Below are 18,573 nucleotides of genomic sequence, written 5' to 3' on the forward strand. Positions count from 1 at the left end.
TCACGGCAGGTACTCGAGGCGATCTGGCACGTTGTTGTTGTTGCTGTCAAAGGGCAGCGGGTCGTCGAAATCCTTGCGCTCATCCTCATCGTGATCGTTGTCAGGCTGGAGCCAGGAATCATCTTCGTTCAACCACTCGCCGCGTGTGCGCAGCACTTTCCAGAGCTGAATCGCCGCATCCGCACGCGTGAGCGGACGTTGCGCCACCTCTTTGGCGAGGAGACCGCGATCCGCAGGCAGCTTCAAGGCAAGCGACCAGCGATAGAGCGTGCCCCAGTCCGCCTTGTGGTCGGGATTGAAGGTTTTGTCCGTCGTCACGATGCCCCAGGAGCAAAGCGATTCGATGGCGGTGCGATCAGTGTCGTCCTGGCCGACATCCGTGAAGCGTGGAACTCCGGGCATCGGCCATTGCGGCGTGTTGGCCTGGGCACGCACCAGGCGGGCAAGCACGCGAACGAGTTCGCGGCGAGTCATGATTTGATCCGCGCCAAACGAGACGCTGTCCGCATCCGCCGGCCAGATGCCACGCACGGCGAGCATGTTCGCGGCTTCAAAGTGCAGCGCATCGGTGGGAAGATCCTGCCATGGCCACAACAACACGCCAGGACCACCATTGCCGCGCACCAGACGAAGCTGGATCTCACGCCAGTGCTTCTGCGAAGCGGCTGCTGTTCGTGGTTGCAGACCGTCACGCAAGCATATCCAGGCGAGTGTCGCGCTGGCCTGGCCGACATGCATCATCTGGCCGTGTAGCCGCAACGCGCTCTGCACCACGCTGCTGACGCCGATGTTTTTCGAGCAGCCGAGCAAGCCGTTGATTTGCACAGGAACAAGACCGCGCAGTGGAAACATCGCGCGGTCGGTGTCGGTGTGCCAGCCGCGTGAAGGTGTCTGCACATACAGCCAGGGGCCGTTGCGATCCTCGCCGATGAAGCGGCGGCGAGTGGGATGGAAGTCGATGTTGAACTGAAAACCGAACACGCCATCCGGCACCAGCACCTTCGCCCACTTCGGTTCGCGGGTTTCAGCGCGGATGTCCTGCTCGCGCAGCATGTAGAGCGCCTCGAGACGCAAGCCTTCGCGCACATACGGCTTCGGCGGCAGCAGATCGGGCGTGCCGAACTCCGTGGTGAGCTTCATGTAGCGGAACGTCTGTGGAAAATCACCCACACGGTCATGCACGGCGGTTTGCAGATGATACAGCATGCTGAGCGCGTGCTGCTTCGCGTCGTCGAAGATGATCTGCCGCTGTGCCGGCGTGAGATGGACGATGTTCTTCTTCGACGCACCCGGCGCGGTTTTTTCGAGGGCATCCACGACGCGCTGCGGCAACTGGCAAAGCGGATAATCCTGCACCGGCCAGTTCAGGAACGTCGCTTCGGTACCAGCGGCCAGATCATTGTGCCAGCGATCCACGAGACGACGATGCGTGTAAACGCTCCAGCCGGACTGACTGTATGTGCCCGCGCTCATGTCGCTGTCCACCCACGGCGGTGTTTTGTCGAGCTGGGCAAAGGAACGCGGATCGTAGATCGCAGGTCTTGGAATGGTGCTGTTCTTGCCAGCTTCGCGCAGCACCACGCACCAGGAGAGCGGGTTCATCTCCTGCGGGTCGGCATCGTCGTAGGTTGCGGGAGCGCTGACTTCGCCGAAGCGGGATTTCAAATCCGCACCCGCTCCGTATTTGGCGCCACTGAGGCGGATCACATCGCCCCAGTCGGAGGAATCGAGCGTGAACTTGGCGCGGACGGTCAGCGGTGATTTGGACGGACTAAAGCCCGAACTACGAACAAAGCCGACTTCGGTCACGCGATTCTGTTCAACCCGCACTTCGGCGGCCTGCCAGCCGCGTTCGATGCGCAGCACACCAGCATCGACGTAAGGCTTCACGAGTTCCTCGAAAATCTTCGCCGCCGCCGCCGGTTCGATGGTTTCGGTACCGCAGTAGGCATTGCCGGGCGTGGGAAGGCCGTAGGTCTGTGAGTTGTGCGCACGAACGCGGTTGATCACCTCGCTGTAGATGCCGCTGCGCGGAAAATTCACGCGGCGACCGTTCACCGTGGTCCATTCATCGGGACAGCCGACTCCCTCGGCACTGAACTGACCGCCGAGCCAGTCGATGTCGTTCACCAGCACGATCTTCTTCACGCCAAGTCGCGCGGCTTGAACAGCGGCAGCGCAGCCGGATTCATTGCCGCCGACGATGAGGAGGTCGGTTTCGAGTGTGGTTGATTCAGCGGCTTGAAGCGAAATTCCAAGGAGGCTGGTGGTGAGAACAAGTATGACAAGCTTCATGCAAAGTGGAGGTGCGTGGTTGTGGCATCGTTGAACACGATCCCGGCATCGTCCAGCAAGAGCACTGGCATCTGCCAGAATGGTCTTGCCAGACAGCCGCCGGATTGGGTAGGCTGTTCGGCATGTCGGCGACTCCCATGATATTCAGCGTAGTGCTTGGTGTGCTGTTGCTGTCTTCCACAGCACGGAGCGAGGAGAAAGCGCCCATACGACCCATCAACATATTGACGAGCATGGAGGCGCTCGACAATGCCTGGCAACTGAAGCCAGAGAACACGATCAGCATTCGGATTCTGGAAGACAAGCGCGATGCGCTTCAGCAACGGGTAGCGATCACGGGTGAGATTCATGTTCCCTATCTTGGACTGATCAAAGCCGAGGGGTTGACCTGTCGTGAGCTGGCCCTAAAAATCAAAGCCGGGCTTGAGAAGGAGTTCTTCAAGATTGCCACCGTGCTGGTCACAAAGGATGAGGATGTCATTCCAAAAGTTGTGAAGTGTTTCCTTCAACCCCCAACCGTTGTGCTCTTTGGGAAGGCAAAGCGGACCGGGATATATGACCTCCCAACCGACAGAGACCAGACAGTGAGCGGCCTCCTTGAGAAAGCTGGTGGACATACTTCCGAAGAAACAGCGCCAAAGATCCGGGTTGTCCGCAAGACTCCTTTGGGCAACAAAACAATTCTTGTTAACTCCAAAGCTGTGCTGATACAGAAACGCCCTGAGTTTGATTTGTTCCTGCGAGAAGGTGACGTGATGTTCGTCGAATAATCTCAAACCCCAGCCACCCGCACCGTCGCATAGCTCTTCTTGCCTTTGCGCAGGATGCAGAGTCTGCCGCCGAGGAAATGATCGGCGCTCAGCGTCGGCACGGAGCCAGCATCCACCTGCTGGTTGTTGATGTAGAAGCCGCCGCCTTTCATCAAGCGGCCTGCATCGCCTTTGGAGGTGGCGAGGCCGAGGGTGACGAGCAGATCGGCCACCTGCGGGATGTTCGCGAGATCAACCTCAGTGCTCGGTGCAGATGCGGTGGCTTCGATGAGCGTGCCGACATCGGCGGTCGCGAGATCAGCGCCGCCAAAGAGCGCCTGGGAGGCGAGGATGACTTTTTGCAGCTCGGCTTCGCCATGCACCATGCGCGTGACTTCGGCGGCGAGACGTTTGTGACCGCTGCGCTGTCCAGGGTTGGCGTTGTGCTCGGCCTCGATGGCCTCGATCTCTTCATGCGTGAGCAGCGTGAACTGGCGCAGGAAGCGCGGCACGTCGGGGTCTTCGGAGTTCACCCAGAACTGGTAGAAGGCATACGGACTGGTCTTCGCGGGGTCCATCCAGATGGCGCCGGCCTCGGACTTGCCGAATTTCTTGCCGGAACTCGTGGTGATGAGCGGGAAGGTGACGACGAAGGTCTGCTGGCCGCGCAGTTTGCGCACGAGGTCGATGCCGGCGGTCATGTTCCCCCACTGGTCGCTGCCGCCGATTTGCACCGTGCAGCCGTGGCGCTCGTTGAGCACGACGAAGTCATACGACTGCAAAATCATGTAGGTGAACTCGGTGAACGAGATGCCGGACTCGAGACGCGCAGCGACGGATTCCTTCGCGAGCATCCACGCGATGGTGAAATGCTTGCCCACATCGCGCAGCAGCTCGACGGCGCTCAGTTTGCAAATCCACGAGGCGTTGTCTTCGATGATGGTCTTGTCGGGAATAAGGATGCTCCTGATTTGCACCTCGATGCGCTTCACAAAGGCGGCGACGGTCTCGGGCGTGTTGAGCGTGCGCTCGTTCGCCTTGCCGCTGGGATCGCCGATCAAACCGGTGCCGCCGCCGACGATGGCGATGGCCTTGTGCCCATGCTCCTGCACGCGGCGCAGGGCCATGAGCGGCAGGAGGTTGCCGATGTGCAGGCTGTCGGCGGTGGGGTCAAAGCCGCAATAGAAGGTCTGCTGCGTCTTGAGGGCTGCTTTGAGGGCTTCGAGGTCGCTGCACTGCTTGAGCAGGCCGCGCCATTCGAGATCGGCGATCAGGTCGGTCGTGGGCATGAAAAGATGAAATTACGGGGTCGAACCCGGTTCACTGCGCAGGAGCTGGGAGCCGTTGAAGCGCTCGTTGGGCTTGAACAGCCAGCCGGGGCTTTCATTGACGACCTCCCAGCGGCGCAGCTCAAACTCGGGCAGGACAAGATTGCTGTTCGGGTCAAACACGCGGCGGCCGGTGTAACGGCCGTAGATGCGGTATTCGGTGTTGTGATCGTCGCCGTAGGCATAACCGCCGTCGTTCGGCTGCTCGGGCAGGCGGTTGGGGATTTTCATGTAGCGCTCGTTCATGATGACGAGCTTGGAGTTGTTCCAGCTCTCGCCCGGGCGGCGCAGGTAGCCCCAGAAGTGCGTGTGATCGAGGAAGAAACGCCTGCCGATGTAAAAATCACCCCGCGGCTCCATGGCGAGCTGCCGCTGGCGGGCCGCGCTTTGTTCTCCTGCATAGGGTGAGGAAGCGGTCTCGCAGCCGGAGATGAACAGGCTGAGAAGGCAGAACAAGGTGGAGAAGACGATGCGAGCGGACATGGCGGCGCGCATTGTGAAGCGTGGGGCCGCTGCCGCAATGGGAAAGGCGCCAGCAAGCCCATGAAAGTCACGCACTCTCTGCGAGGGTGCTCGCGTGTGATTTGCCGCCGCGAACGAGGGCCACCATCAGCGGCAACCAGAACAGGAGCCCTTCAAAGCGTGGCGCTGTGGCGAGCGAGGTGAGGGATTCGCCATCGAAGAGCAGACCGCCGCAGCCGAAGGCGAGCAGGGCGATCCAGGTGGCATCACCATGAACGGAGATGCGCCAGGCGCGACGAACAGCGCACATGAGCAGGCCAAGCAGCAGAACGGCTCCGATGACGCCGCCATGCACGAAGGTGGCGAAGAAGGCGCTGTGCAGATGCGACATCAGGGTGTCGTCGCTGGCCTGCAGCTCACACTGCCAGACCTCGCGCACGCCCCACTGGCCGGTGCCGAGCCAGGGGTTGTCGATGGCGTTCCAACCGGCGCGGTAGATGTCGAGGCGGCCGTTGTCGCCACGCTCCACGGCCTGCTGGAGATGGTGGGTTATGCCTGGCTGATGGGCGGCCAGTTCCGCTGATTCAACCCGCCAGCGGTCGAGTTTTGCCAGCAAGGGGGCGCTGGTGAAGTAAATCGCACCTGTGACGATGAAAACACAGGCTGCTGCCGCGCCACGCCGCCACCCGCGGGCGATGAGCAACGCCGCATGACCGCAGAGCAGCGCCAGCATGGCACCACGACTGGCGGAAAGAAACGCCGCGAGATGCAGAAAGGCGATGGCTGCCCACATGAACCGGCGCGGCAAAGGGGTGGTCTCGTTTTCCATCAACGCCGCCAGCCAGACAGCGGCGAAACCAAAGGTGAGGCCGGTGCAGACCGGATTGAGACCCCCATGCACGAGCAGATTCGTGAGCCGTTCGCCTGCGTGATGATCCGGCAGCACAAAATACGACAGCACGATGCTGATCAGAGCGGAGAAAGCCGCAATCATGCCCGCCACCCAGCCAACAGCGTGCAAGGCCTCGGTTTTTTGCGCCTGCTGCCAGGCGAGCGTGCAGAAGAGCACGAGCAGCATCGTGCCGAGAAGACCACGAGTGATTTCTGCCGAAGCGTCGCCGTGCATGAATGCTTCGCTGAAGCAGGAGCGTGCTGTCATCCACAGCAGGAAAGCCGTTGTCAGCACGCCGCCCGGATCCACAGACCAACGCGTGAGGTTTGGCCTCCAGTCCGACCACGCGATGGCAAAGAATCCAGCAACCAGCAGCCAGCCGAGGTGCAGCCATTCATTCGGCAGGCAGGCATGCCCGGCGATGAAGCCTGTGACGGCGGTTTGCAGCGCCACCGGTCCGGTCACGTGCTGGCGCAACGCCTGCGTCGCGAACTCGTTCGTGACTGCGGGTGCGAGAGTTCTCATGCCAGCCAAAGCCCGGCTGCCAGCATGACGAGCAACAGCGCGCAGGTGAGCGCCCCCGTCGCCGACTTGTGCCATGACAGTGGCTGCACCACCGCCTCGGCCGGATTGCGAGGATGGTAATACACGGGCACTTCCGCCCCCTGCCTGATGCAGGTGATGAATTGAGCGGTCAGGCTGGCTGCGTTGCGCACCGTCTGATGTGCGAAGCGGTTGCCTTCAAAGGTGCGCCCCCCCACCGTGTAGGAATAACTCAGCACCGGATCATACAGCAGGCAGCCGTCCGTGGTTTTGGTCTTTCCACGGCGCATCTCCGCCGTGAGCACACGGCCCTGGGTGCGCCGCCATCCGCGCATCGACCATGCGGCGCCAAAACGGCGCAAGAACCCAATGAAGGCGAACAGCGCGATCACCGTGCCCAGCAGCAAGACCTGCATGAGCGGCCTGGTGGTGACAGCGGCAAACCATGAGGAGAAGGAGAGAAGGACGGTGCTGGTCATTGCGGAGTTGGTTGCGGACGGATTGCCGCGTCAGGACTGTTTTCGTCCAATGAAGATGCCGTAGCTCCACACACCACCGTAGGCGGAGAAGCGTTCATCGAGCAGGGGCATGAACCGTCGGCCCAGATACGGCCACAGGTGGCTTTCCATGCGCACGTGGTTCACACCCATCCAGCGGCGAAACCACGAGAAACGCGAATGCGAAAAATCCACGACGGCGATGAGGCCGCCCTCGTCCAGATCATCCCACGCGGCGTCGATCGCCTGCTCCCAGCCCGGATTGAACATGGAGAGGGCGTACGAGAAGAGCGCGAGATCGAAACCTGTGTGCCCGATGTGAACAGGAGCCGAGTAGGAGCGGCGCAGCAGGGTGATTTGATCATCGCGCACCTTTTGCGCGGCGATGGTGAGCATCTGCTCGGACAGATCCACGCCTGTGATGCGCGCTGCTTTGAAACGCTTCCTCAGGCCGGCCAGATTGCGTCCGGTGCCGCAACCGACTTCAAGAATGCGTCGCGGGGAGGCCACACATTCGACGCGGCGCAGGATTTCCTCGCGCCCAAACAGGAAGCTCCAACGCGTGGCGTCGTAGATGCGCGAATGGAACTGGTAGTAGCGCTCCAGCGCGGTGTTTGGAGCCGCCGCCGCATTCATCCAAGCACCTCCGCAAAGTGCAGACTGCCGTAGGTGCCGACGCGGTCGAGCTGATGCAGCGCCTCGGTGCGTTCCGGGAAGAAGCGCAACCGGGCGCGCACAGACTGTGGCACAAAGCTGAGATCGAGACCGGCCGAACGCATCAGTATTTTGGCTCCTGAGGCGCTGTTGGCGAGGATCAGCTCCCATTCGTCCAGCAGGGCCGCCGTGTCATGTGCGGCGAGCCAGTCTTGATGATCCAGCAGCACAAAGTGCGTGTAGCTGCCGGGATGCTCACGCAGGAAATTCGACACGGTGGTGGTATGGCTCTTCAAACGATCCACACGTGCTTGAAGCGCAGGAAGGTTCTCCTGCTTGAGGTAATTCGGGCAGCAGCCCAGCGTGTAGGAACCGGTCATGTACACGCGCCAGAAGTAGTTGTCGGCGACGGGCAGCTCGGTGAACACATGGCGCAGCTTATCCTTCACATAAGACGTCAGACCGCCGGGGTAGGAGTCCTGGATCAGCTTGATCTGCGGGCGCGGCACGCCGAGCAGCGTCATGAGCGTGGGCTGGCGCAGCAGCCAGTTGCTGAACGGTCCCCAAATCTCGCGCTCGAAGAGCTCATACGCCTCGCGTTGTTCCTGAAGCGAGCGGGCATCCAGCAAGCAGGCGGCGAAGTTTTTCACGTTCGGGCGCAGCTTGAAGAGCGCATTGCCCATCACATACGCGGCGATGCCTGAGGTGCCGTGGTAATAGAATGACTTCTTCAAGCTGGCGGGGTCGAAGAAGCCGATGCGCTTGTCCCAGAGCTTTTTCGCCTGGCCGGAGAGTGTTTTACGCACGCTGGCATACACGGCGGCGTATTCGGGATGCGAGCCGAAACCAAACATTTCAAACAGTTCGTCGAAGCTGCCTTTGCGAATGAGCGCCTGCTTGAACTCCAGCAGCGCGTTTTGCCGGTAGTTCATGTCCACCGCGTGAATCTCCGCCGGATCATCGAGCAGATAATCGAGCGCGTTGCAGCCGGCGCTGGTGATCATCACCACGCGGCTGTCGCGGTCCAGTTTCATCAACTGCCGGTCGAGCCGCGGGTCCTCCCACGCCGTGTTGTAGATGAGGTTGGAGTTGTGAACATGGCGGAAGACCATGTCATGGGCCGATTTCAGGAGGCGCACCGGCCTGGGGCGCGTGGGTTTATGCAGCGTGGGCATGCGCCGCATGTGTTCCATGCGTCGCGTCTGTGGCGAGCAAAGGAGTGTGCATGTTTCGTCACACAGACGAACGCGTCACGATTCCGTCAGGGACACGGCTTAATAAAGCAGGAAGCCGATCTCGCTGTCGGTGAACTGGGTGGTGTCTTCCACGGCCAGCAGCGCCTCAGTTTGATAAGCGGTCTCCCAAGGCGTTTCCGCCGCAGGCAGCAGCGGCACTTCCGGCGCGGGAATCGTAATCGTCTGCTCAACGATCTGCGGGGCCACTTCCGGCTGCGTCTGTAGCACGGCAAAGGTCAGCGCGATGGCAGCGGCAGCCCCGGCAGCAAGCGCCCAGCGGCCAGCGGCGGGCGCATACGAGACATCTTCCCACCACGCGCGAACAGCGGCCAGCCAGCCACGATCCTGCGGGGTCTGGCGGGCCGCGCGCACCACGTTCTGGCTGAAATTGGAACGCGCCTCGATCTTGCGGGCTTGGGCCAGCAGCTTCGTGAGAGGGTCTTGGGGCGAGAACGGTTCCATGATGACAAAAAAACAGCCGGGGCGGTCCAAAGTTGCAAAATTTCTCAGCCTGGAGGCCATTCCAGGCTGCGACCGGCCAAAAGATGCACATGCAGGTGCGGCACGGACTCGCCCGCGTCCTTGCCGTGATTGATCACGAGGCGGAAACCCTTGCTGCGGTCCTTGATGCCGAGTTTGTCGGCGATTTTGCCCGCCGCGAGCAGCAAAGCTCCCAGCGTGGCCTGATCTTCGGCCACAGCCTCGCCCACGCGGGGAATGAGCTTCTTCGGCACGATCAAAACGTGCGTCGGAGCCTGCGGATTGACATCATTGAAGGCCGCGACCAGCTCGTCCTCATAAACAAGCGGGGCCGGGATTTCGCGGTCGATGATTTTTTGGAAGATGGTCTTTTCGGACATGGTGGATTAGCGGAAAAGCTCGGGCTGCCGCCCATCGCGCGGGCGGCGTTCGCCGAGGCTCTTGATTTCGTCGATGAACTCGCCCACGTCCTCAAACTGGCGGTACACCGAGGCGTAGCGGACGTAGGCCACATGGTCGATGGCCTCCAGGCGGCGCATGACCTTTGCGCCGATCACGGTCGATGGAATTTCGCGGTAGCCTTCCTCTTCGAGCTCGTTGGCGATGTCATCCACGAGTTGTTCGAGCTGCTCCATTTTGACGGGGCGCTTTTCGCAGGATTTGCGCACGCCGCCCAGCAGCTTGTCGCGGTTGAAGCTCTCGCGGGCGCCGTTGCGCTTCACCACGCGCAGTTCCTCGCGCTCGACGATCTCGTAGGTCGTGAAGCGGAAATCACACTTCATGCACTCGCGGCGTCGGCGGATGGCATGACCTTCCCGCGCCTCGCGTGAGTCGATCACTTTATCCTGGGAGCTTCCGCATTTGGGGCAGCGCATTCAGTCGGGGGTTGGGGCGCGGAATGTGCTTTCTCGCAGGCACTAAGGCAAGTCCCTTCGTAGTTCGGCTCGGCCTTCGTCGCCTTGGCGAAGAAGGAGCTTTGCGGGCTCATTTTCGCGTTTATCGTCACCTCAACATGTCCCGCATCATTCTCGGCGTCACCGGTTCCATCGCAGCCTACAAGGCGGCGGATCTCGCCAGCCAGCTAACCATGGCGGGTCATGTGGTGACATGCGTTTTGACCAAAGCCGCGCTAGAATTCGTCACGCCGCTCACGCTGGGCACGCTGTCGAAGAATCCGGTCATCACCGACCTGTTTGCTGAAAAAGAAGGCTGGCAGCCCGGTCACATTCAGCTCGCCGATGAAGCCGATCTGCTCCTCATCGCCCCTGCCACCGCGAATATTCTGGCCGCCATGGCCCACGGCTTCGCCAACGACGCCCTCACCGCCATCGCGCTCGCCACGCGTGCCCCCATTTTGATCGCCCCGGCCATGAACGGCAAAATGTGGCAGCATCCGGCCACGCTGAAGAACGTCGAAACCCTGCGCGGCTTCGGCGCGCAATTCGTCGAACCCGCCGAAGGCATGCTCGCCTGCGGCTACGAAGGCTTCGGACGGCTGGCGGAGGTCGAAACGATCCTCCAGGCCGTCGAAGCGGTGCTCGGCGCGAAGCGATGAGTTCGGGGCGGCGGTTTGCAACCGCCGTACCTGGCGATTGCAAATCGCCACCCCATCAATGCGCCGCAGTGACCCGCTTCAACCACTCGCGGGTCTTGTCGCGAGCAGGGCTCGAGCGTAGTGTCCAAGCATCGTTGTGATTGCGGAAGCCGGTGCTCAGGAAGGTCAGATCGGCGTTGGGGAGCAGCGGGCGGAGGTAGGCTTCGGTTTCCTGGGCGTTGGAACCTTCACCGCAGATGAATTGCGGCCGGTTGCCGAGGCGCTGGAGGCGTGCGAGGGCCGATTCGCGGTCCGAACCGGGATACGGCCACTTTTTGACACCGTCATAGTGGCTGTAGGCGAAGAAGGCGCACCAGAGCTTCGCGGTTTCGTCGTCGTGAAGGCCGAGGTAGTTGCAGGCGATGGCGCCGCGTGAGAATCCGGCGAGCACAACCTTCGATTCATCGCCGCTAAAGTCGCGACAGACACTTTTCACGGTCTCGCGCAGGTTTTTGAGCGTCGGCTGCGGATCGTAGGCGGGCGCATCGCCCCACCACTTGATGGCGATTTGATCACCCTTCGCGTTCAAATACGGCACACAGAGCCAGATGAAGCCGCGACCGGCGGAGAGGCCGTAGCCGAGGTTGCTGCCTTCGGGCAGGCCGGTGCTGACATCGCCATATTTGTTCGTGTAGCCGCCGTTTCCGGCGAGTTCGACGATCACGGGCCACTTCGCGTCCGCTTTCCAGTCGGTGGGCAGGTAAAGCACGCTCAGTCCGTGGCGGACGCGTTTTCCAGCGACGGGTGGTTCGCTCAAAGCTGGGACGACGAGATCCGCAGGCACGCTGCGGATGTCTGGCAGCTCGGCGGCGGGGAGCAGCGTAGGCAGGAACAGAATGAGGATAACGGATTTCATTTCAGCGGCACGCTCCACAGATGACCGCCGGAGGTGATGAAGAGCGTTTTGCCGTCCTTGCCGCCAAAGGCGCAGTTGCAGCACTCGTCGGGCGCGGTGGGGATGAAGTCGATGAGACGACCGGAAGGCGACAGGATGTAGCAGCCGGCCTTGAAGCGCGTTGTCTCGAACTCCGTGGCTTTGTTGGCGCCTGCGGCGACGTAGATGCGGCCTGCGTCATCCATTTTCATGCCATCGGGTCCGCGACCGTCTTTCCAGTCGAAGATAACCTTCCCCTTCCCAGAGACATCGCCGTTTTTGTCCAGTTCGTAGCGTAGCAGCTTCCGTGAGCCGCCGTGGGTGTTGTTATTGTTGTCCGCGATGTAGAGAAAGCGGTCGTCTGGCGTGATGAGGATGCCGTTAGGGCGTTCAAGGGCAGAGTATTTGGACGCGGACAGCACGAGCGTCACCCGATTAGGACCATCGATGCGATAGACATTTTCGACGGGTGTTTTTCCATGAACGGTTCCAGTCGGGCTACATGCACTGGACGAGGCCATGATCTCCATCCCCTCCCTTGATCCATACCTCGGATCGGTGAAGTAAATCCGACCCTTCGAGTCCATGCAGAGGTCGTTGGGCGTGTTGAAGCGCTTTCCTTCGAAACGATCTGCCAGCACGGTGATACGACCATCTTTCTCGGTGCGCGTGACGCGACGCAGGCCGGATTCGCAGGCGACGAGGCGGCCTTCGCGGTCGAAGAGCAGGCCGTTGGAGGCGTTGTGACGAAACACGCTCGTTTTGCCATCCGGCCCCATGCGGTTGATGTGCTTGCCGTCGGTGAAGTAGAGAGAGCCATCTTTCCAAGCCGGTCCTTCGCCTGCGCCGATGGGTCCGTGATCTTTTGGCACCGCGCCGGGCACGATGGGCGAGCGCAGGGACGAGCAGGAGGCCAGAACGAGAATGGCGGCGAGGCTGGAGAGTGAGCGTAGGTGCATGAAGCGCATGAATACGACGTGGGATGGAAAATTTCAGCGACACATCGCACCCGCCGCGTTTTCTTGCCGCACATGCGCCTGAAACTCCTGCTTTCGATCTCCTGGCTGTTCGTCGTCACGCTGCATGCTCAAACGAGCGTGCCGCCGCCGGCGCGGGAGCTGCGCGGGTCGTGGATCGCGACGGTGCGAAACATCAACTGGCCTTCGGAGCCAGGGTTGCCGGTGGCGAAGCAGCAGCAGCAGTTGCTCACGCTGATCGAATCCGCGGCGAACGTGGGGCTGAATGCACTCATCTTCCAAGTCCGTCCGGCGGGCGATGCGATGTATGCCTCGGAGATTGAGCCGTGGTCGCCGTTTTTGACCGGAGAGATGGGCAAATCGCCAGGCTGGGACCCGCTGGAGTTCGCGGTGACGGAGGCGCACAAGCGCGGGATGGAGCTGCACGCGTGGTTCAACCCTTACCGGGCCTTGGCGGGTGAAAAACACGCGCCGAGCGCGACGCACATGCGCCGGGCGCACCCGGAGTGGACGATGAAGTACAGCATCGACTGGTGGATGGACCCCGGTGTGACCGAAGTGCGGCAGCAGGCCGTGGCGGTGATGCTGGACGTGACACGTCGCTACGATGTGGATGGCATTCACATCGACGATTACTTCTATCCGTATCCGATCACCGACTTGGCGAAGAAGAAGATCGAGTTTCCCGACAGTGACACTTATGCGCGCTACAAGGTCGCCGGTGGTACGCTGGAGCTCACCGCATGGCGCAGGCAAAACGTGGACCAGACCGTGCAGGCCACCTACGAGGGCATCAAGGCGATCAAACGGCATGTGAAGTTCGGCATCAGCCCGTTTGGCCTGTGGCGGCCGAACTATCCAGAGGGCACCGGCGGTGGACTCGATCCGTATGAGGATCTGGGCGCGGACTCGAAGAAGTGGCTCCAGCAGGGCTGGGTGGATTACTTCACGCCGCAGCTCTATTGGACGATTGACCGGCCGAAGCTCGGCTTCATCACCTACTACGACTGGTGGCTGGAGCAGAACACGCAGGGCCGCCACATCTGGCCCGGCATGAACACGTCAAAAATCGGCGATGATCGCAACGCAGGCGAAATTCTGCGTGAGATGAGCGTGCTGCGTGAACGCGGGCTGAAGATGACGCCGGGACACTTCCATTGGAACTTTGGCGCGCTGCACAAGGACCTCGGCAAGATCGGCACTTACACGAAGGAGCGGGCGTACACGACGCATGCGATTCCGCCCGCGTCGCCGTGGCTCAGTCAATCGACGCTGCCAGCTCCGGTGGTGGGCAAAATCGTGCCCGGTGGCAAACTCACTGTGGCATGGCAGCACAGCGATGTGCGCTGGATGTCGCAAACGCGCTGGTGGGTGATGCAGGCGCAGATCAACGGCAAGTGGATCACCTGGGAGACTTATTTCAAAGACCAACTCAGTGACGAGTGGCCGGACAACGCCACCGCAGTGGCGATTCGGGCCGCAGGATTCGGCTGGGAGGTGGGCGAGGCGGGTGTGGTGGTGAGGTAATCACCTCCTTGTCACAGCTTACAAAGAACAGCATGTTGCCACCATGAGACCGAGGACATTTGAAATCCGGGGATGGCCCGCGCTGTTGATGCTGGGAGTGTTCGCGGTCGTCGCTGTCGTGGTCATCACGCTGGTGCTCATGGTCGGTGCGGCGGTGGCTGTCGCGGCGCTGGCGCTTTCGGCTGTGGCGGCGCTGTATTACGCGGTGCGGCGTAAATTGACTCAAAGTACGAAGCCGGCGGATTGGATGGTCGAGAATCCGGCATCAGAGCAGACTTCGCTCGAAGTGCGGGAAATTGAAGTTGAGGTGCTGCCGCAGGAAAAGCGTTGAGAGTGCCGCTTCAGGCGCAGTAATCCCTGAACAGGCCGCCCATCATGCACCCGAGCTGGTTTCCTGGAGCGAAGTGGCCGCGCGTGTAGAGGATGATCGCGTAGGGAGTGTTGCGGTGGTAGAAGAACAGGGATTCGTGATCCCATTCGCCGTAGTTGCCGGTCTTGCCGCCGATGTAGGTGATGCTGGCGGGCATGACCCAACGGCCGAGACCGTATTGATCGCGGCGCATGGCTTCGAGCAGCAGCTCGCAGCCGTGGTCGAGGCGGTAGTTCACGCAACGGTCGTAGAACTCGGCGTAGAAGCGTGGTGACTGCCAGTTGTTGATGATCTGCACGTCGGGCAGATTGTATTTTCGCTCGAAGTATTGCTCATCCGCCGGTGTGATGCGCGCGAGGAGATAAAACCATGAAGCATTAAGGCTCTGGTCGCAGGCATAGACGATGTTTTGGAACTCCTCGCGCGTGAGGTTGCCGCGGCGTTTTTCCAGCAGCACCGCAGCGACGGCGGGTTTGGGCATGGAACAGCCAAAGAAAAGCTGGTCTGCCTGGAATTCGGCCAAGTAGCGGCCAGTGGCGAGATTCTTCACGGCATAACCCACGCGTGGATCACGGCGATACGCACGGTAAGTCTGTTCCATTCCGGAAGTCCACGGCCTGCCATGTGCGCTGTGCGAACGGAAGCGCAAACGAGCGCCGGAGGCGAGGAAGCGGTTGTGATACTCCCATTGCGCACGGGCCTTGCGCGCGGAGAAACCGAGCATGGAAGATGCAGGAGCCGCGCAGCCGACGAGCAGCGATGGCGACGCGGCCAAGGCACGGCGCAACCACTGGCGACGTGTTTCCGCGGGCGATGAAGGCGCAGGTTCAAGCATGATCGGCAAAAGTGTTCTTCTTCGGGGCCTGCTGCCAGAGAGAAAGTGTCAGAAGATTGTGTGCGGCGATAGACGTGTGCGATCCGGGTCGCCATACACACGCGGGCGCTGAATTTGCAGGCCTTGCTGCAGGAAGCTTGAGCAGGGAGTTACTTCACCTGCTGGACTCTGACGTTGCGAATTTCGATGGCTTCGTCGGGGCGCAGCTTGAAGCAGACATAGCCCGTCAGTTGACCCTGCACGTTGCTGACTTGGGGTGCGATGGGGGTTTCTCCAAGCTTGGCGGCAAACTGTCCCATTCTGCGGCTCAACATCACCGTGCGCCATTGATCGTCCTGCGGCAGCCCCAGACAGGAAATGCGTCTGTCGTGGCCATCGGCGGCTTGCAGGTCGAAGGATTCGATTTGACCGCGATAGTCCGCCAAGGCGGCAAAATCTCCGCCCAAAAGAGCACGGTGATAGACCAGAATGGCGCGCGGCCAGTTGCTGTTCGTGGTGTTCCGAACTGACAGCACGCCGTTTTGGATTTTGACTGTCATCTTCTCCAGCGGGTGCTCGATCCACCGCTTGTCCTTCTTCGACCAGCACCAGACGCGCCAATCAGAGGGGTTGATGCCCGTCGTTGCTGCGGGAAGCGGTGGAACCACGGCGACGGGGTTTGCCGCCGGACGTAGCTCCCGGATCTTGAGATTGCGGAAAGCGACTTCTTCGCCGTGATCTTGCAAAGCGATCGCTGTGGCGATTTTTGTCCCAAAGCCGGGGTAGCCCTTGAATTTGCTGCTGGCAATGATGCGTTGCAGCGCGGGGCTGGCCAGTTCGGTTTCCGCCACCTTGCTGCCATTGAGCCAGTGCTCGATGTGATTGCCATTCACAATGATGCCGGCCTGATTGAACTCACGCACGGGCCGCAGGGACTTGCGAGTCGCAGCGACCAAGGAGTAAATGGAAGCGGCCAGACGATCCGCTGAGCTCTTCGCATGGGCGGCATCATCGAGCACCTGATACTCAAAGCCCAGCGGGCTGTCCCCTTGGTCGCCAGGATAAAACGGAGTCGTTCGTTTCGCGCCTTCAGTAAACAGATACTCCACCCCGCTGTTGCCGCCCGGCCCGATGCGCCATTCGAATTGAAACTCGAAATTCGTGAAGGTGGAGTTCGTGACGAGATCCCCGCCGCTGCCGTTTGGACGACCGTTGCTCTGGGGATTCACGAGGCAACCCTGCTCGACACGCCAGCCTTTGGTGGGAAACGAGTTTGTCCCATAGCGGTGCCAGCCCGAGGTGGTGGCGCCGTCGAAGAGCAGCTTCCAACCTGCCGCTACCTCCTGCGGAGTCAGCGTGTTGGGTGCGGCGGTCATTACCTGGCCGACAGGGAGCCACAGAGCGGCGAGGATGAAGAGTGTGGTGCGTTTCATGACCACTCGGGAAAGGACGCGCGTGTTTGAATCAAACGATGCAAGCGCAGAACGTGTTTCTGCGCATCCAATCAAAAAAGAAGGGACGCCTCGCGGCGTCCCTTCGTGGTTGATCGTGTTGTGAGGCTTGGATCGCCGATTACTGGCCGCCGGGGCGCCATTCTTCGGTGGCGAACTTGAAGGCCTGCTCCAAACCGACGAGGTCGGTGCTGGGGCGAAGGGCTTCGAAGGCCTGGCTTTCCTTCTGGATGTCGGCTTCGCTGTAGTTCATGGCCTTGATGGAAAGGCCGATGCGGCGCTCCACCTTGTCCACTTTGATGACGCGTGCTTCCACTTCGTCGCCCACGTTGAGCTTGTCCTTGACCTTCTCGATGCGGTCTTCGCTGATCTGCGAGATGTGCACGAGGCCGTCGATGTCGTCCTCGAGCTCCACGAAGGCGCCAAAGCTGGCGATCTTCGCGACGCGGCCCTTGACGATGTCGCCCACCTTGAAGCGGGTGTCGATGATGGACCATGGGTCGGTGTCGAGCTGCTTCATGCCCAGGCTGATGCGCTGGTTGGCCTTGTCGATGCCGAGCACGACTGCGTCCACTTCCTGGCCCTTCTTGAGCAGTTCGGACGGGTGGTTGATCTTGCGTGTCCAACTGAGGTCGGAGACGTGGATCATGCCGTCGATGCCTTCTTCCAGCTCCACAAACGCACCGTAGGCGGTGAGGTTGCGGACGGCGCGCTTCATCTGCGTGCCGATCGGATAACGGGTGTCGATGTCGTCCCATGGGTTGGCATCGAGCTGGCGGACGCCAAGGCTGATCTTGCGCTCTTCCTTGTTGATGCCCAGCACGACGGCGCTGATTTCCTGACCGACGGTGAGAACATCCGAAGGACGGGCGATGCGCTTCGTCCAGGAGAGTTCGGAGACGTGGATGAGGCCTTCGACGCCTTCTTCCACTTCCACAAACGCGCCGTAGGCGACGAGCTTGGTGACCTTGCCCCGGACATTCTGGCCCACAGGGTAGCGGCCTTCGATGTTTTCCCACGGGTTGTTCTGAAGCTGCTTGAGACCGAGGGAGACGCGCTCTTTCTCGCGGTTGACCTCAAGGATCTGCACTTCGATTTTCTGGCCGATGCCAAGAAGCTCGGAAGGATGGTTGAGGCGGCCCCAGGACATGTCCGTGATGTGGAGCAGTCCGTCCATGCCGTTGAGATCGACGAACGCACCGAAGTCGGTGATGTTCTTGACGATGCCGATGACCTTGTCGCCAGGAGTGACGCCGTCGAGGAACTTCTGGCGCTGTTCAGCGCGCTCGGCCTCGATGACTTCGCGGCGGGAGAGCACGATGTTTTTGCGCTCGTCGTTGATCTTGACGATCTTGAACTCGAACACCTTGCCGACGTACTCGTTGAGATCCTTCGGCGGGATGATGTCGATCTGGCTGCCGGGCAGGAAGGCTTCGACGCCCACGTTGACCATGAGGCCGCCTTTGACGACGCTCTTGACCTTGCCCTTGACGAGACCGCCGTCCTTGAACACGGCGTAAATTTTCTCCCAGTTCTGACGGTGGGCGGCCTTCTCCTTGGAGAGCACGACCATGCCTTCGTCATTTTCGAGGCGTTCGAGGAGGACTTCCACCTCATCGCCGACCTGGATGTCTTCATCTTCGAACTCGTTGGAGGGGATGGCCCCTTCGGACTTGTAGCCGATGTCCACGAGGATGACCTGCGGTTTGATTTCGAGGATCTTGCCTTTGACGATGGATCCTTCGGAAAGCTCGCGGAAAGAACCTGCGATCAGGTCTGCGAGCGTGGCTGTTGCGTTCATTATCTGTTTTACGGGTTGCGAGTGTTTGGA

Annotated in this window: 19 protein-coding genes; 4 read left to right on the top strand and 15 right to left on the bottom strand. The window is 60.9% G+C overall.

Features of this window, described 5'->3' with window-relative positions; genetic code table 11:
- On the bottom strand, nt 1–2,295 hold the full coding sequence (locus U1A53_RS05570) for an FAD-dependent oxidoreductase (protein WP_322279519.1): 2,295 nt from the start codon (nt 2,293–2,295) through the stop codon (nt 1–3).
- A gap of 233 nt (nt 2,296–2,528) precedes the next feature.
- Between U1A53_RS05570 and U1A53_RS05575 the strand changes: the two genes are divergently transcribed.
- On the top strand, nt 2,529–3,065 hold the full coding sequence (locus U1A53_RS05575; protein ID WP_322279520.1) for a polysaccharide biosynthesis/export family protein: 537 nt from the start codon (nt 2,529–2,531) through the stop codon (nt 3,063–3,065).
- A gap of 2 nt (nt 3,066–3,067) precedes the next feature.
- On the opposite strand, the gene tyrS is transcribed toward U1A53_RS05575, so the two are convergent.
- From tyrS to nrdR, 9 genes are all read right to left on the bottom strand, one after another.
- The gene (tyrS, locus tag U1A53_RS05580; RefSeq protein ID WP_322279521.1) at nt 3,068–4,333 is read right to left on the bottom strand and encodes a tyrosine--tRNA ligase; all 1,266 of its coding nucleotides are present in this window, start codon (nt 4,331–4,333) and stop codon (nt 3,068–3,070) included.
- Between the two features lie 12 nt (nt 4,334–4,345).
- Entirely contained in the window at nt 4,346–4,855 is a 510-nt protein-coding gene (locus U1A53_RS05585; RefSeq protein WP_322279522.1) for a hypothetical protein, read from the bottom strand.
- A gap of 67 nt (nt 4,856–4,922) precedes the next feature.
- Nucleotides 4,923–6,251, bottom strand: coding sequence for an O-antigen ligase family protein (locus U1A53_RS05590; protein WP_322279523.1), 1,329 nt, complete (start codon nt 6,249–6,251; stop codon nt 4,923–4,925).
- Nucleotides 6,248–6,748 (bottom strand): DUF3592 domain-containing protein, encoded by a 501-nt coding sequence (locus U1A53_RS05595; protein ID WP_322279525.1) that lies wholly within the window; start codon nt 6,746–6,748, stop codon nt 6,248–6,250. The genes U1A53_RS05590 and U1A53_RS05595 overlap by 4 nt, the downstream gene beginning before the upstream one ends.
- A 30-nt stretch (nt 6,749–6,778) precedes the next feature.
- Entirely contained in the window at nt 6,779–7,402 is a 624-nt protein-coding gene (locus U1A53_RS05600; RefSeq protein WP_322279526.1) for a class I SAM-dependent methyltransferase, read from the bottom strand.
- Nucleotides 7,399–8,595 (bottom strand): BtaA family protein, encoded by a 1,197-nt coding sequence (locus U1A53_RS05605; RefSeq protein ID WP_322279527.1) that lies wholly within the window; start codon nt 8,593–8,595, stop codon nt 7,399–7,401. Before U1A53_RS05605 ends, U1A53_RS05600 begins: the two co-directional genes overlap by 4 nt.
- Nucleotides 8,596–8,694: 99 nt before the next feature.
- On the bottom strand, nt 8,695–9,117 hold the full coding sequence (locus U1A53_RS05610) for a hypothetical protein (protein WP_322279528.1): 423 nt from the start codon (nt 9,115–9,117) through the stop codon (nt 8,695–8,697).
- 44 nt (nt 9,118–9,161) lie between these two features.
- The gene (locus U1A53_RS05615; protein WP_322279529.1) at nt 9,162–9,515 is read right to left on the bottom strand and encodes a histidine triad nucleotide-binding protein; all 354 of its coding nucleotides are present in this window, start codon (nt 9,513–9,515) and stop codon (nt 9,162–9,164) included.
- 6 nt (nt 9,516–9,521) lie between these two features.
- Entirely contained in the window at nt 9,522–10,010 is a 489-nt protein-coding gene (nrdR, locus tag U1A53_RS05620) for a transcriptional regulator NrdR (protein WP_294404293.1), read from the bottom strand.
- A 137-nt stretch (nt 10,011–10,147) separates the two neighbouring features.
- On the opposite strand from nrdR, the gene U1A53_RS05625 reads away from it, so the two are divergent.
- Nucleotides 10,148–10,690: a flavoprotein gene (locus tag U1A53_RS05625; protein ID WP_322279530.1), complete on the top strand. Its 543-nt coding sequence runs from the start codon at nt 10,148–10,150 to the stop codon at nt 10,688–10,690.
- Between the two features lie 55 nt (nt 10,691–10,745).
- Here the strand turns inward: U1A53_RS05625 and U1A53_RS05630 are convergent, their stop codons facing one another.
- Together U1A53_RS05630 and U1A53_RS05635 are read right to left on the bottom strand one after the other, a co-directional pair.
- Entirely contained in the window at nt 10,746–11,585 is an 840-nt protein-coding gene (locus tag U1A53_RS05630) for a hypothetical protein (protein WP_322279532.1), read from the bottom strand.
- Nucleotides 11,582–12,562 (bottom strand): SMP-30/gluconolactonase/LRE family protein, encoded by a 981-nt coding sequence (locus tag U1A53_RS05635; RefSeq protein ID WP_322279533.1) that lies wholly within the window; start codon nt 12,560–12,562, stop codon nt 11,582–11,584. The genes U1A53_RS05630 and U1A53_RS05635 overlap by 4 nt, the downstream gene beginning before the upstream one ends.
- 72 nt (nt 12,563–12,634) lie before the next feature.
- Here U1A53_RS05635 and U1A53_RS05640 point away from each other — a divergent pair, with 72 nt between their 5' ends.
- Nucleotides 12,635–14,107, top strand: a complete 1,473-nt coding sequence (locus tag U1A53_RS05640) for a family 10 glycosylhydrolase (RefSeq protein WP_322279534.1) — start codon at nt 12,635–12,637, stop codon at nt 14,105–14,107.
- Nucleotides 14,108–14,150: 43 nt separating this feature from the next.
- Nucleotides 14,151–14,438, top strand: a complete 288-nt coding sequence (locus tag U1A53_RS05645; RefSeq protein WP_322279536.1) for a hypothetical protein — start codon at nt 14,151–14,153, stop codon at nt 14,436–14,438.
- Nucleotides 14,439–14,448: 10 nt separating this feature from the next.
- Here U1A53_RS05645 and U1A53_RS05650 read toward each other — a convergent pair whose 3' ends face one another.
- The 3 genes from U1A53_RS05650 to rpsA all read right to left on the bottom strand — a co-directional run bounded on the left by U1A53_RS05650 (nt 14,449) and on the right by rpsA (nt 18,543).
- A complete protein-coding gene (locus tag U1A53_RS05650; protein WP_322279538.1) occupies nt 14,449–15,312 on the bottom strand; it encodes a hypothetical protein in 864 nt (287 codons plus the stop codon).
- Nucleotides 15,313–15,461: 149 nt separating this feature from the next.
- On the bottom strand, nt 15,462–16,724 hold the full coding sequence (locus U1A53_RS05655) for a DUF1080 domain-containing protein (protein ID WP_322279540.1): 1,263 nt from the start codon (nt 16,722–16,724) through the stop codon (nt 15,462–15,464).
- 139 nt (nt 16,725–16,863) lie between these two features.
- Nucleotides 16,864–18,543, bottom strand: a complete 1,680-nt coding sequence (gene rpsA, locus U1A53_RS05660) for a 30S ribosomal protein S1 (protein ID WP_322279541.1) — start codon at nt 18,541–18,543, stop codon at nt 16,864–16,866.
- Nucleotides 18,544–18,573 lie beyond the last annotated feature (30 nt).

Source organism: Prosthecobacter sp. (genome assembly GCF_034366625.1).
Lineage (GTDB): Bacteria > Verrucomicrobiota > Verrucomicrobiia > Verrucomicrobiales > Verrucomicrobiaceae > Prosthecobacter.

Coding starts and splice junctions, on each gene's coding strand:
- U1A53_RS05590 (WP_322279523.1), bottom strand. CDS start 6,251: ATGAGAACTCTCGCACCCGCAGTCACGAACGAGTTCGCGACGCAGGCG.
- U1A53_RS05585 (WP_322279522.1), bottom strand. CDS start 4,855: ATGTCCGCTCGCATCGTCTTCTCCACCTTGTTCTGCCTTCTCAGCCTG.
- tyrS (WP_322279521.1), bottom strand. CDS start 4,333: ATGCCCACGACCGACCTGATCGCCGATCTCGAATGGCGCGGCCTGCTC.
- U1A53_RS05605 (WP_322279527.1), bottom strand. CDS start 8,595: ATGCCCACGCTGCATAAACCCACGCGCCCCAGGCCGGTGCGCCTCCTG.
- U1A53_RS05600 (WP_322279526.1), bottom strand. CDS start 7,402: ATGAATGCGGCGGCGGCTCCAAACACCGCGCTGGAGCGCTACTACCAG.
- U1A53_RS05630 (WP_322279532.1), bottom strand. CDS start 11,585: ATGAAATCCGTTATCCTCATTCTGTTCCTGCCTACGCTGCTCCCCGCC.
- U1A53_RS05570 (WP_322279519.1), bottom strand. CDS start 2,295: ATGAAGCTTGTCATACTTGTTCTCACCACCAGCCTCCTTGGAATTTCG.
- U1A53_RS05640 (WP_322279534.1), top strand. CDS start 12,635: ATGCGCCTGAAACTCCTGCTTTCGATCTCCTGGCTGTTCGTCGTCACG.
- U1A53_RS05615 (WP_322279529.1), bottom strand. CDS start 9,515: ATGTCCGAAAAGACCATCTTCCAAAAAATCATCGACCGCGAAATCCCG.
- U1A53_RS05610 (WP_322279528.1), bottom strand. CDS start 9,117: ATGGAACCGTTCTCGCCCCAAGACCCTCTCACGAAGCTGCTGGCCCAA.
- U1A53_RS05655 (WP_322279540.1), bottom strand. CDS start 16,724: ATGAAACGCACCACACTCTTCATCCTCGCCGCTCTGTGGCTCCCTGTC.
- U1A53_RS05650 (WP_322279538.1), bottom strand. CDS start 15,312: ATGCTTGAACCTGCGCCTTCATCGCCCGCGGAAACACGTCGCCAGTGG.
- U1A53_RS05595 (WP_322279525.1), bottom strand. CDS start 6,748: ATGACCAGCACCGTCCTTCTCTCCTTCTCCTCATGGTTTGCCGCTGTC.
- nrdR (WP_294404293.1), bottom strand. CDS start 10,010: ATGCGCTGCCCCAAATGCGGAAGCTCCCAGGATAAAGTGATCGACTCA.
- U1A53_RS05625 (WP_322279530.1), top strand. CDS start 10,148: ATGTCCCGCATCATTCTCGGCGTCACCGGTTCCATCGCAGCCTACAAG.
- U1A53_RS05575 (WP_322279520.1), top strand. CDS start 2,529: ATGGAGGCGCTCGACAATGCCTGGCAACTGAAGCCAGAGAACACGATC.
- U1A53_RS05645 (WP_322279536.1), top strand. CDS start 14,151: ATGAGACCGAGGACATTTGAAATCCGGGGATGGCCCGCGCTGTTGATG.
- U1A53_RS05635 (WP_322279533.1), bottom strand. CDS start 12,562: ATGCACCTACGCTCACTCTCCAGCCTCGCCGCCATTCTCGTTCTGGCC.
- rpsA (WP_322279541.1), bottom strand. CDS start 18,543: ATGAACGCAACAGCCACGCTCGCAGACCTGATCGCAGGTTCTTTCCGC.